The sequence below is a fragment of the Brevundimonas sp. UBA2503 genome, assembly GCF_002341485.1.
Taxonomy (GTDB): Bacteria; Pseudomonadota; Alphaproteobacteria; order Caulobacterales; family Caulobacteraceae; genus Brevundimonas; species Brevundimonas halotolerans.
This window is the reverse complement of the sequence record NZ_DDOD01000025.1, coordinates 72,131-85,136: the sequence shown is the minus strand read 5'-3', so window position 1 is coordinate 85,136 and position 13,006 is coordinate 72,131. Positions and strand designations below refer to the sequence as shown.

The window sequence follows — 13,006 nt, the reverse complement described above, 5'->3', positions numbered from 1 at the left end:
AGAAATGTCGCGCAGCCGTCGCGAAAGCGTAAAGCGGCCCTGATAGCCCTGTCCGCATTGAGGTGTGTCAGGGGAATCGATCGGTCATGGTGAAGTCCGGCAAAAAGGCCCGCGAGGCCGGCTCCCTCGCGGAATCGCCCAGCCACCTGATCCACCGGGCCCTGCAGCTCGCCCTCGACATCTATTCGCGCGAAGTCGGCTCCGACGGCCTCACCCAGCGCCAGTTCGCCGTGCTCGAGGCCGTGTCACTGCGCGCCGGCCTGACCCAGACCGATCTGGTCAAGGCCACCGGTATCGACCGGTCGACCCTTGCGGATCTGGTGGCCCGCATGGCGCAACGCGGACTGCTGTCGCGCGAGCGGTCGACCCTCGATGCACGCGCCATGGCCGTACGCCTGACGCCCGAAGGCGAGGCGGCGCTGGCCGATGCCCGGCCGCGCGTGGTCGAGGCCGACCGTCAGATCATGGCCCTGCTGCCCAAGGGCCGCCGCGAATCCTTCCTCGAAATCCTGGCCGAGCTGGCCGGCGCCGCCGATGCCGCCCCGGAAGAAGCCATCGCTGCGGCGCGCGCCGAGAAGAAACGGCTCAAGGAACTGCGCAAGGCCGAGAAAGCCGCGCAAAAGGCCGAAAAGGCTGCGTCCAAAAAGTCCGGCAAAAAGGCCGGCAAGGCCAAAGGCAAGGATGCCGCGCCGGTAGAGCCTGAGGCCGCCTAGTCTCTCGGCTTGCTGACGGCCCGAAACCCGGCAGAGGCGAACCGCACCATATAGTCGCAGGCGCTGTCCAGATCACCGGACTGGCACAGACCCCCCGACAGCCGGTCCAGCCGCCCCGTCTCGCCCAGCGTCAGGGTCAGGGCCCCGGACAGATTGTGCCAGCCCCAGTAGAGATCCGCATCGCTGGCCTCGGGCAAAACGACCCGGAGCAGATCGATCAGCCGCCGGATCGACGGGTCGAAATAGCGCGCCATGGTCTCGCCGCCGAAAGTCGGATTGGCATTGGTCTGGGCCACAAGGGCGGAATAGTGCTTCCACCCCGGCCCGCCCTTCAGCGACCACTGGAAGGGCGGCCTCAGGAAGGCCTCAAGCAGGCCCTCCAGGGTCATCGTGCCCTCGTTCTCGCGCGCATAGCGATTGATCGCCTCGACCCGTTCATTGTTCCAGACCTCGGCCCGACGCAGGAAGACGGCATCGAACAGGTCGCGCTTGGCCCCGAAATAATAGTGGACCAGGGCCGTGTCGACGCCCGCCTCGCGCGCGACCTCGCGGATCGTCACCCCGTAAAAGCCGTGCTTGGAGAACAGGTCCTCGGCGGCATCCAGAATGGAGTCGCGCGTTTCGCCATTCCGACCGCCCTGGCTCTTGGACGGGCGGCCGCGTTTGGCGGCGGTCTCGGCCCGGCCTGCGCGTCCGCTCTCGGCGGGCAGGCCGGGGGCCGGCGGCGCGGTGATCTTGCTCATGCCGACAAGGCTAGTCGCCTCGTCCCCGTCCGGCAATCACGCATCATGCGGCCCTCGGAGGGTATGTATTCCTGCCACAGCCCCGCTTGAATTCCGCGCCCCGACAGGCGTGGCCGTTTGACAGATCGGCAAAAAGGGGGTCAGTCTGCGTAAAATCATTGAACGCTGAATAAAAGCGTCCTGGGTTGGAAACAGAGATTGGGGCTTCAAATGAACAGACTCGTAAAGACCGTCCTTCTGGCGGGGGCCGCCTGGAGCGCGCTGTCCGTCACCGCCATCGCCCAGGAGGCACCGGCGCAAGATCCGGCCGTTACCTCGCTGGATGAGATCATCGTCACGGCCCGTCGCCGCGACGAACAGCTGAAGGACGTGCCGGTTGCCGTAACCGCCCTGTCGTCCGAGCGGCTGGCAGAGACCGGCGCGACCGACATCACCACCCTGCAGCAGCAGACGCCGAACGCCACCGTCCAGGTCGCCCGCGGCTCCAACTCGACCCTGATCTCCTTCATCCGCGGCGTCGGACAGCAGGACCCGCTGTGGGGCTTCGAGCCCGGCGTCGGCCTGTATGTCGATGACGTCTATGTCGCCCGTCCGCAGGCGGCGGTGCTCGACATCTTCGACATCGAGCGCATCGAGGTCCTGCGCGGCCCGCAGGGCTCGCTGTACGGCCGCAACACCGTCGGCGGCGCCATCAAGTATGTGACCTCGCGCCTGTCGCAGGACGCCGAGGCCACCATCCGCGGTGCCTATGGCAGCTACAACCAGGTCGATCTGATCGCCTCGGGCAGCGTGCCGCTCAGCGACAGCTTCCGCATCGGCGGCGCTTTCGCCAGCCTGACGCGCGACGGCTATGGCGAGAACCTCAACACCGGCGCCGAGCACTACGACAAGGACGTCACCGCCTTCCGCGCGAGCGCCGAATTCACCCCGCGCGACGAGGTCTTCTTCCGTCTCGCCTATGACCGCACCCAGGATGATTCCAACCCCCGCCACGGTCACCGCGAAGTGGCGGGTGTCGGCCCGGGCGCCGGGTCGCCGGACAGCGTCTATGACACCTATGCCGGAATCGGTGACGAAAACTCGGTAGAAAGCGAAGGCCTGTCCTTCACCGGCCAGGTGGACGTCAGCGAGCACTGGACCTTCAAGGCGATCACCGCCTGGCGCGAAGGCCGGACCGATACGGTCATCGACTTCGACAACACGCCGGCCCCGACGCTGGACATCCCGGCCTATTATGCCGACGACCAGTTCACCACCGAGCTCCAGTTCCAGTTCAACTATGACCGGATCCAGGGCGTGTTCGGCGTCTTCTATCTGGACGCCTCGGCCGAAGGCGCCTTCGACACCGTTCTCGGCAACCTCGGCATCGTGATCGGTACTGGCGGTGTGGTCGAAACCGAAAGTGTCGCCCTGTTCGCCGATGTGAACCTGGACCTGACCGAGCGCCTGCACCTGGGTCTCGGCATCCGCTACACCGAGGACAGCAAGACCGGCACGGTGTTCCGCGCCAACTATGCGGGCGCAACCCGCTCGCCGCTGCTGGGCGGCACGCCGCGCGCTCCGACCCTGCTGCGCACGGACTACACCAACGACCGCACCTTCGATGACATCTCGCCGAGGGTCGCCCTGTCGTACGACTTCTCGGACGCCATCACGGGCTATGCTTCGTGGTCCTCGGGCTTCAAGTCCGGCGGCTTCGACATGCGCGGCGACGCCATCCTGACGCCGGACACGGTCAACGGCTATCAACCGGAAACGGTCGACAGCTATGAGATCGGCCTGAAGGGGCGTGCGGGCCCGCTGTCGTTCAGCTCGTCGGTCTTCTACAACCAGTATGAAGACCAGCAGGTCACCACCCAGGTGCCGGCCGTCGGCGGTATCGCCAGCTTCGTCGACAACGTCGGCCAGTCGACCCTGTACGGGGCCGAGTTCGAAGGCTCCCTGTTCCTGAGCGATAACCTGTCGGCCAACTTCGCCGTCGGTTATCTGAACAGCGAGTTCGACGAGTTCCTGCGCTACAATCTGACGACCATGGCCTATGAGGACATCTCGGACCTGGTCGTCCTGCAGAACGCCCCGGAATGGACCGGCTATTTCGGTCTGACCTGGCGCAGTGATGTGGCGGGCGGCGAACTGGTCGTGACCCCCTCGGTCAGCTATCGCGGCGACTTCAGCATGTTCGAGTTCCCGAACCCGATCCTGGACCAGGAAGCCTATGCGCTGGTCGACCTGTCGCTGATCTGGACCGCTCCCAGCGAGCGCTGGAGCCTCGGCCTGTTCGGCAAGAACCTGACTGACGAAGAATACCGCGTTGGCGGCTATAACTTCCCGGGCGCGCTCTTCAACAACTCGGTCATCGGCTACTACGGTCCGCCGCAGACCGTGACCGGCTCGATCCAGATCAAGTTCTGATCCGGCTTCGGCCATTGAACGTCTGATACCTATCCGGGCGGCGGTTCCAGGCGGACCGCCGCCCTTTTTCTTTTGCATGCAGGACCGGGGGCGCTACCGTTCCGCCCGGCATCAAGACCACCAGGGGGAACCGTCATGACTGAAGCCACCACGCCCGGCGCTGAGAAGCCTGCCAGCCCGGGTTATCGCTTCTACGTTCTGGCGATCCTGATCTTCGTCTACATGCTGAACTTTCTGGACCGGCAGATCATCGGCATTCTGGCCGCGCCCCTGAAGGAAGAGTTTGGCCTGACCGACAGCCAGTTCGGCCTGCTGGGCGGCATCGCCTTTGCCTCGGTCTATTCCACCCTGGCCATTCCCCTCGCCTGGCTGGCGGACCGCTACAGCCGCGTCTGGATCATGACCGGCGCCCTGACGGTCTGGTCCGGCTTCACCGCCCTGTGCGGGGTGGCGGGGTCCTATGGTCAGTTGTTCCTGTACCGCATGGGCGTCGGCGTCGGTGAGGCCGGCGGCGTGGCTCCGGCCTATTCCCTCGTTGCGGACTATTTCCCGCCGCATCAGCGGGCACGCGCCCTGGCGGGTTTCGCCTTTGGTATTCCCTTGGGTACGGCGGCCGGCACCCTGGTCGGCGGCCTGCTGGCGGCCGAGTACGGCTGGCGGACGGCCTTCATCGTGGTCGGCCTGCTGGGCCTGCTGGTCGCGCCGGTTCTGCGCCTGACGGTCAAGGACCCGAAGCGCGGCGCGACGGATGTGCCGCGTCCGGTCAATCCGGCGGCCCCGGCCGATGCCGCCGCCGTGTCCTCTCACCCGCCTGCCGCCTCGTCGGCGGTCGGACGCACGGCCTCGCTCATCATGCTGGGGCTCGGCGCCGGTCTGATGGCGCTCGCGGCCCTCAATCATTTCGGCCTGATCGCCCTCGGCAACGCCATGGTGCTCGGTTTTGCCGCTCTGCTGGCGCTGGTGATCGGTATCTCCCTGATGATCGCCCGGTCCACGGCCTCGATCGTCATCAAGAAGAAGAGCTTCTGGCTGCTGGCGCTGGGTGCGGCCTCCTCGTCCGTCTGCGGATACGGCGTGGCCGGATGGCTGCCCCTGTTCTTCATGCGCAGCTTTGACCTGACCCTGCGCGAGGTCAGCTGGTACTATTCGGGCATCGCCCTGATCGGCGGCACCCTGGGCATCTGGCTGGGCGGCATGATCGCCGACAAACTGGCCCATCGCGGCAAGGGCGCCTATCCGCTGGTGCCAGCCATTGCCTTTCTGATATCGGCCCCCTGTTTCATCCTGGCGATGAATTCTGACTGGCTGATCGCCCAGATCTTCGCGGACGGCGGCACGCGGGCCCAGTCGCTGATCGTGGCCTTCCTGATCTTCATCATCCCCACCGGCCTCAACCTCGCGTGGCTGGGACCGATCACGGCCTCCATCCAGAATCTGGTCGCGGCCCCGATGCGCTCGACCGCCTCGGCGCTGTTCCTGCTGATCAACAACCTGCTCGGCATTGCCGTGGGCTTCTACTATTTCGGCTGGATGAGCGATCTGCTGGCGCCGCAGTTCGGCGAGGAAAGCCTGCGCTGGGCCATCTACACCGGCATGGGCTTCTATGTGCTGGCGGCGGTGCTGCTGATCGGCGCCTCGCGCACCCTCAGGAAGGACTGGATCGACTGATCCTTTGACACCTGACCCGGCTCCGCCTGTTGCGCCTGCGAACGGGCGGAGCCTATAAGCCTCGCACCCCTCCCCATCAGCGGACGCGACGGTTTCCATGAATATTCACGAGTATCAGGCCAAGCAGGTTCTGAAGGGCTTTGGCGCGCCGGTTGCGGCGGGCGTGGCCATCACTTCGGCGGACGAGGCCGAGGCTGCCGCCCGGTCGCTGCCCGGTCCGCTCTATGTCGTGAAGTCCCAGATCCACGCCGGTGGCCGGGGCAAGGGCAAGTTCAAGGAACTGGGCGCTGACGCCAAGGGCGGCGTCCGTCTGGCCAAATCGGTCGAGGAAGCCGTGGCCCACGCTCGCGAAATGCTGGGCAACACCCTGGTTACCGCCCAGACGGGCGAGGCCGGCAAACAGGTCAACCGCCTCTATATCGAGGACGGCGCCGACATCGACCGGGAGCTCTACTGCTCCCTGCTGGTCGACCGTCAGCACGGCCGCGTCGCCTTCGTCGTCTCGACTGAGGGCGGCATGGACATTGAGGCCGTCGCCCATGACACGCCCGAGAAGATCCAGACCATCGTTATCGACCCCGAAGCGGGCGTCACCGCAGCCGATGTCGCCACGCTGAACGCGGCTCTGAAGCTGGATGGCGCGGCGGCCGAGGACGGCAAGACCCTGTTCCCGATCCTCTACAAGGCCTTCCTCGACACCGACATGTCGATGCTGGAAATCAACCCTCTGATCGTCATGGAAAACGGCCGCCTGCGCGTGCTGGACGCCAAGGTCAGCTTCGACGGCAACGCCCTGTTCCGCCACCCGGACATCCTGGCCCTGCGCGACGAGACCGAGGAAGACCCCAAGGAGATCGAGGCCTCGAAATGGGACCTCGCCTATGTCGCCCTGGACGGCAACATCGGCTGCATGGTCAACGGCGCCGGTCTGGCCATGGCGACCATGGACATCATCAAGCTGTATGGAAAAGAGCCCGCCAACTTCTGTGACGTCGGCGGCGGCGCCTCCAAGGAAAAGGTCGCGGCGGCCTTCAAGATCATCACCGCCGACCCGCGCGTCGAGGGCATTCTGGTCAACATCTTCGGCGGCATCATGCGCTGTGACGTGATCGCCGAGGGCGTGGTCGCCGCCGTGAAAGAGGTGGGCCTCAAGGTGCCGCTGGTCGTCCGCCTCGAGGGCACCAATGTCGATGAAGGCAAGAAGATCCTCAACGAATCCGGCCTCGCCATCACCGCCGCCGACGACCTCGACGACGCGGCGCAGAAGATCGTCGCGGCGGTGGGGTGATGTTTGCGGCGCTCGTTCTCAGTGCCTGGGCGGCTCTTGCGGCGCCGGAACCTGGCGACGCCGCCGCGCAGTTGGTGCGCGACGCATGCATCAGCACCGGAATGCAGACGGAAGCTTTCGAGCGCCTTGGCCGGGATCGCCGCTGGCGTCGGGCTCCGCTCGCAACACCTCTGTCCGAGCAGTTAGCCTCTTATGCTGGCTTCCTCACGCGAGACGCTCTGGTGACGCTGTCGACCACTCTCAGTAGCCCGGGAGAGCCCGTCGTCCACAACATTGCCTGCACGGTTATGTCAAACGGCGTCGATGGCGACTGGCTTCCTGAGGTCGAGGTCCTAGCGGCGGAGATGGAATTGGATAGAGTTGATGTGCTGTCGGCCCTGCCGGTTACAGAGGAAGTGCATGTCTGGTCCGACGGTCCCGGTGAGCAGTTCTTGACCGTGAATTACGTTCCCGAGCGGCGCGTGCTTTCCATAACCTACGTGAAAAGGGTGCCGAGCCCCGCCGCCTGAGTTCTTTCAATCCGGGACGCCGTCCCATCCCTTCGACGAGTATTGCAATGTCTCTGAAATTCCTCGCCGCCACCGCCGTGGCTCTCGCCCTTGCGCCCGCCGTGGCCCAGGCCCAGGCGGCTGATCCCCAGCTGGCCCTGTTCCAGTCGACCTGTGTCGCGACCGACGGTCAGGCGTCGGCCGCCATGGCCAAGCTGGACGCCGCCGGCTGGGATGTGCTGCCGCCGGAAATGCTGGGTCCGGATGCGCCCTTCGAAAATATGCAAGCCCGTATGCTGTTCGCGGGCGAGGGCATCCAGATCGCCATGACTGGCGACATGACCGATGGCCTCGGCACCCTCACCGACGGGGGTGAGCTCTATATGTCCGTCTGTGCCGTGGGCGTGATGCCCGGCGACTATGCCGCCATCGACGGGGCCGTCGCCGACTGGCTGGACATGACCCCCAATGCCGAGATGAGCGAGTCCGGCCTGAACGGCTATCCCTACACCATCGAAAACGGTCGCAAGGTCGCCATTGCGTCGGACCTGGGCGAGGACGCCCTGCTCGAACTGGCGGCGGGCGATGACATGCGCATCGTCATGACCGGCGATTCCGACGGAGTCATCATGATCATGTATATGCGGCCCCGGCCCCGCTAACCGCCCCCGATCGTCCTCCCCGAACCCTTGCTCGCCGCCCTCGCGGCCACTGAACCCAGGTCAACCATGTCCATCCTCGTCAACAAAGACACCCGCGTCCTCGTCCAGGGACTGACCGGCAAGACCGGCACCTTCCATACCGAACAGGCACTGCGCTATTTCGGCACGAAGATGGTCGGCGGGGTTCACCCGAAGAAGGGCGGCGAGATCTGGCACGGGTCCGAGGGCGAGAGCCTGCCGATCTATGCCTCGGTGGCCGAGGGTCGTGACGCGACCGGTGCCGATGCCAGTGTCATCTATGTGCCGCCGGCCGGGGCTGCCGACGCCATCATCGAGGCCATCGAGGCCGAAGTCCCCTTCATCGTCTGCATCACCGAAGGTATCCCGGTCGCCGACATGGTGCGGGTCAAGGCGCGCCTCGACCGGTCGAATTCGCGCCTGCTGGGCCCCAACTGCCCCGGCATCATGACCCCCGAAGAGTGCAAGATCGGCATCATGCCGGGCTCCATCTTCAAGAAGGGCTCGGTCGGCATCGTCTCGCGCTCTGGCACCCTGACCTATGAGGCCGTTTTCCAGACCACCAATGAAGGTCTGGGCCAGACGACGGCTGTCGGCATCGGCGGCGACCCGGTCAAGGGCACGGAGTTCATCGACGTGCTGGAGATGTTCCTCGCGGACGATGCGACCGAATCGATCGTCATGATCGGCGAGATCGGCGGCGCGGCCGAGGAAGACGCCGCCCAGTTCCTGATCGATGAGGCAAAGAAGGGCCGCAAGAAGCCCATGGTCGGCTTCATCGCCGGCCGGACTGCGCCCAAGGGCCGCACCATGGGCCACGCCGGCGCCGTCGTCTCGGGCGGCAAGGGCGATGCGGAGTCCAAGATCGCCGCCATGGAGGCCGCAGGCATTACGGTTTCGCCGTCTCCTGCCCGCCTCGGCACCACCCTGACCCAGGTCCTGAAGGGCTGAAGCGGAGCCATATCGGGAAATTTCTGGCCGTCGGACGAAATTTCCCGGGATTTTGCCGCCTTTCGGTCATGACCCGTCGGCGAACCGTGCGTATATGTCCCGTCACCGACAGAGCGTGCCGCTCTGCGGCCAAGGGATTGCGACGAACACGATGGCGGATGATGCCGGTCGGCTGAACCAGGTCTTTGCCGAGACCAGCTTTCTCTACGGGGCGAACGCCGCCTTTATCGAGGACCTTCACGCCCGCTGGGCCGATGACCCCGGCTCGGTGTCGGCCGAATGGCGGTCGTTCTTTGACCAGCTGCGCGACAGTGCCGCGACGGTAAAGGCCTCGGCCGAAGCCGGTGCCTGGGGCCGCAAGGGCGCGGGCGAACCGTCGGAAGAGACCGGCGTGTTCGACGGCCGCTGGCCCGAATCGAAACCTGCGGGCAAGCCGGGCAAGGCCGCGCCGGCGGCGGCTCCCGCGCCCGCCGCAGCGTCGACCGCCACCCCCGAGGCCGTACGCGCCGCCGCCCACGATTCGATCCGCGCCCTGATGCTGATCCGCAGCTACCGCGTGCGCGGCCATCTTCAGGCCACGCTGGACCCGCTGGGTATGGAGCCGCCGGTCCAGAACCCCGAGCTGACGCCCGAGTTCTATGGCTTCAGCGAGAGCGATCTCGACAAGCCGATCTTCCTCGACGGCGTGCTGGGTCTCGAGACCGGCACCCTGCGCGAGGTTCTGGCGATCCTGAAGCGCACCTACTGCGGCCACATCGGCATCCAGTACATGCACATCGCCGAGCCGGAGGAGAAATCCTGGCTGCAGGCGCGCATCGAGGGCCCTGACAAGTATGAGGAAAACGCCTTCACCCGCGAGGGCAAGCTGGCCATCCTCAACAAGCTGATCGAGGCCGAGACCTTCGAACGCTTCCTGCACAAGCGCTTCCCCGGCACCAAGCGCTTCGGTCTGGACGGTGGCGAGGCCATGGTCCCGGCGCTGGAGCAGGTGATCAAGCGCGGCGGCAATCTGGGCGTCGACGAAATCGTGCTGGGCATGGCCCACCGCGGTCGCCTGAACGTCCTGTCGGCGGTGATGGGCAAGCCCTATCGCGCCATCTTCCACGAATTCCAGGGCGGGTCGTCCATGCCGTCGGACATCGAGGGCTCGGGCGACGTCAAATATCACATGGGCGCCAGCTCGGACCGGTCGTTCGACGACAACACCGTCCACCTGTCGCTGACCGCCAACCCCAGTCACCTGGAAATCGTCAATCCGGTGGTACTGGGCAAGGCCCGCGCCAAACAGGCTTTCGACATCCGCGAGGCCAATGCCGGCAAGCCCGAGGCCGAATGGGCTCTGGACCGCACCAAGGTCATGCCCCTGCTGATCCACGGCGATGCGGCCTTTGCCGGACAGGGCGTCGTGGCCGAATGTTTCGCCCTGATGGGGCTGAAGGGCTACCGCACCGGCGGCACCATCCATTTCGTCGTCAACAACCAGATCGGCTTCACCACCAGCCCGCGGAACAGCCGCAGCTCGCCCTATCCGTCGGATGTAGCCCTGATGGTCCAGGCGCCGATTTTCCACGTGAATGGCGATGACCCGGAAGCGGTCGTCTTCGCCGCCAAGGTGGCCACCGAATTCCGCCAGAAGTTCCACAAGGATGTGGTGGTGGACATGTTCTGCTACCGCCGCTTCGGCCACAATGAAGGCGACGATCCGACCTTCACCCAGCCGCTGATGTACTCGAAAATCCGGGCCCAGAAGTCGGCGCGCGAACTGTATGCCGAGCGCCTGATCGGCGAGGGCGTCATCACGGCGGACGAGGTTGAGGCGGAGGTCGCCCGTTTCGAGGAATTCCTCGATGCCGAGTTCGACGCCGGCAAGACCTTCAAGGCGGAAAAAGCCGACTGGCTGGACGGCCAGTGGCACGGCATCGGCAAACCCGAGGGCGACGAGCTGCGCGGCGAAACCGCGGTGCCCGAAGCCCGCCTGCGCGAGATCGGCGCCCGTCTGACCACCGCCCCCAACAGCATCGATGTGCACAAGACCCTGCGCCGGGTTCTGGACGGTCGTCGCCAGATGATCGAGTCGGGTCAGGATCTGGACTGGTCCACGGCTGAAAGCCTCGCCTTCGGCACCCTGCTGGACGAGGGCTTCCCCGTCCGCCTGTCGGGTCAGGATTCGGTGCGCGGCACCTTCAGCCAGCGTCACTCCGGCATCATTGATCAGACTACGGAAGAACGCTTCGTCCCGCTGAACAATCTGCGTGACGGCCAGGCCCATTTCGAGGTGATCGACTCGGCCCTCTCGGAAGAGGCGGTGCTGGGCTTCGAATACGGCTATGCCCTCAGCGATCCCAATACGCTGGTGATGTGGGAGGCCCAGTTCGGCGACTTCGTCAACGGCGCCCAGGTGGTCATCGACCAATTCATCAGCTCGGGCGAACGCAAATGGCTGCGCATGTGCGGCCTGACCATGCTGTTGCCGCACGGCTATGAAGGTCAGGGTCCGGAGCATTCCTCCGCCCGCCTCGAACGCTTCCTGCAGGCCTGCGCCGAAGAGAACATGCAGGTCGCAAACTGCACCACCCCGGCCAACTATTTCCACATCCTGCGTCGCCAGATGCACCGGCCGTTCAGGAAGCCGCTGATCCTGATGACGCCCAAGTCACTGCTGCGTCACAAGAAGGCGGTCTCGACGCTTGCCGATCTGGCCGAGGGTTCATCCTTCCACCGCGTGCTGCACGACGACGCCCAGACCCGGCCCGAAGTGGCCGGCATGACGCTCAAGCCCGACGCCGACATCCGCCGCGTCGTCCTGTGCTCGGGCAAGGTCTATTACGACCTGCTGGAAGCGCGCGAGGCCGCCTTCAAGGACGGCAAGCCGGTCGACGACATCTACATTCTGCGGCTGGAGCAATTCTATCCCTGGCCGATGAAGTCGCTGATGACCGAACTGGCCCGCTTCCCCGGCGCCGAACTGATCTGGTGCCAGGAAGAGCCCAAGAACATGGGCGGCTGGACCTTTGTCGATCCGTGGCTTGAACTGACGCTCGACAAGCTCGATGTGAAGGCGAAGCGCGCCCGCTATGTGGGTCGCCCCGCCTCGGCCTCGACGGCGGCCGGCCTGATGAGCCGTCACAAGGCCGAGCTCGACGCCTTCCTTGCCGACGCCCTCGCCACCCCGAACTGACCCCTGCTTATCCGGAACCGGAACTGACATGGCTGATATCCTGACCCCCGCCCTTGGTGAATCCGTCGCCGAAGCCACCATTGCGAAGTGGACGAAAAAGGTCGGCGACCCGGTCAAGCGCGATGAGCTGCTGGTCGAGCTGGAAACCGACAAGGTCTCGCTCGAGGTCGTCTCGCCGGCCGACGGCACGCTCGGCGAAATCGCCTTTGCCGAGGGCGACACCGTCACGCCCGGTGCCGTGCTAGGCAAGGTGACCGAGGGCGCTGCCGCCTCCGCCGGGCAAGCCGCCCCCAAGGCCGAGGCCAAACCTGCTGAGGCCCCGAAGGCCGGAGGCGAAGCCTCGGTCCCCGTTCAGGTGCCGACCATGGGCGAAAGCGTCGCCGAAGGCTCGGTCGGAACCTGGCAGAAGAAATCCGGCGACCGGGTGTCGAAGGACGAGCTGCTGGTCGAGATCGAGACCGACAAGGTCGCCGTGGAAATCAGCGCCCCGGCCGATGGCGTCCTGACCATTTCGGCCGAGGCCGGCTCGACCGTCACTCCCGGTCAGGTGATTGGCCAGATCGCCGCCTCGGGCGAGGCTGCCGCCGCAGCCCCCAGGGCCGAGGCCGCTCCGGCCAAGGCTTCGTCCGGCTCGGACGATCCGCACCTGTCGCCCGCCGTCCAGCGCGTGGTCGCCGAGAACAACCTCGACCCGAAATCCATTCAGGCCACCGGGCCCAAGGGCAACATCACCAAGGCCGATGCGCTGAAGGCCGCCTCGCAGCCCCAGCCTGCTGCCGCGCCTGCGCCCGCTCCGGCTAAGGCCGCGCCTGCGGCCCCGCCGCGCGCCGACCAGCCGCGCGAGGAACGGGTCAAGATGACCCGCCTGCGCCAGACCATCGCCCG

General features: G+C 65.8%; 10 protein-coding genes. 9 read left to right on the top strand and 1 reads right to left on the bottom strand.

Annotated features, from left to right (window positions below; genetic code table 11):
- Positions 1-86 precede the first annotated feature (86 nt).
- Positions 87-713 (top strand): MarR family winged helix-turn-helix transcriptional regulator, encoded by a 627-nt coding sequence (locus B4K74_RS11895; RefSeq protein ID WP_286693114.1) that lies wholly within the window; start codon positions 87-89, stop codon positions 711-713.
- On the opposite strand, the gene B4K74_RS11890 is transcribed toward B4K74_RS11895, so the two are convergent.
- Positions 710-1,456, bottom strand: a complete 747-nt coding sequence (locus B4K74_RS11890) for a TetR/AcrR family transcriptional regulator (RefSeq protein WP_123288185.1) — start codon at positions 1,454-1,456, stop codon at positions 710-712. The genes B4K74_RS11895 and B4K74_RS11890 overlap by 4 nt on opposite strands.
- Positions 1,457-1,666: 210 nt before the next feature.
- On the opposite strand from B4K74_RS11890, the gene B4K74_RS11885 reads away from it, so the two are divergent.
- The 8 genes from B4K74_RS11885 to B4K74_RS11850 all read left to right on the top strand — a co-directional run.
- Positions 1,667-3,868, top strand: a complete 2,202-nt coding sequence (locus B4K74_RS11885) for a TonB-dependent receptor (protein WP_286693113.1) — start codon at positions 1,667-1,669, stop codon at positions 3,866-3,868.
- A gap of 135 nt (positions 3,869-4,003) precedes the next feature.
- Positions 4,004-5,536 carry a spinster family MFS transporter gene (locus B4K74_RS11880; RefSeq protein WP_286693112.1) on the top strand — a complete coding sequence of 511 codons (1,533 nt, stop codon included), beginning with the start codon at positions 4,004-4,006 and terminating at the stop codon, positions 5,534-5,536.
- Between the two features lie 97 nt (positions 5,537-5,633).
- Complete coding sequence (gene sucC, locus B4K74_RS11875; protein ID WP_286693111.1) at positions 5,634-6,824, top strand: ADP-forming succinate--CoA ligase subunit beta; 1,191 nt, start codon at positions 5,634-5,636, stop codon at positions 6,822-6,824.
- On the top strand, positions 6,824-7,333 hold the full coding sequence (locus B4K74_RS11870; protein WP_286693110.1) for a hypothetical protein: 510 nt from the start codon (positions 6,824-6,826) through the stop codon (positions 7,331-7,333). The genes sucC and B4K74_RS11870 overlap by 1 nt, the downstream gene beginning before the upstream one ends.
- Positions 7,334-7,380: 47 nt before the next feature.
- Positions 7,381-7,974 (top strand): hypothetical protein, encoded by a 594-nt coding sequence (locus B4K74_RS11865; RefSeq protein ID WP_286693109.1) that lies wholly within the window; start codon positions 7,381-7,383, stop codon positions 7,972-7,974.
- A 66-nt stretch (positions 7,975-8,040) separates the two neighbouring features.
- Complete coding sequence (sucD, locus tag B4K74_RS11860) at positions 8,041-8,943, top strand: succinate--CoA ligase subunit alpha (protein ID WP_123288180.1); 903 nt, start codon at positions 8,041-8,043, stop codon at positions 8,941-8,943.
- A 151-nt stretch (positions 8,944-9,094) separates the two neighbouring features.
- Complete coding sequence (locus tag B4K74_RS11855; protein WP_286693108.1) at positions 9,095-12,121, top strand: 2-oxoglutarate dehydrogenase E1 component; 3,027 nt, start codon at positions 9,095-9,097, stop codon at positions 12,119-12,121.
- Positions 12,122-12,149: 28 nt separating this feature from the next.
- Positions 12,150-13,006: biotin/lipoyl-containing protein (locus tag B4K74_RS11850; protein ID WP_286693107.1), on the top strand; the 857-nt coding region annotated here is incomplete at its 3' end.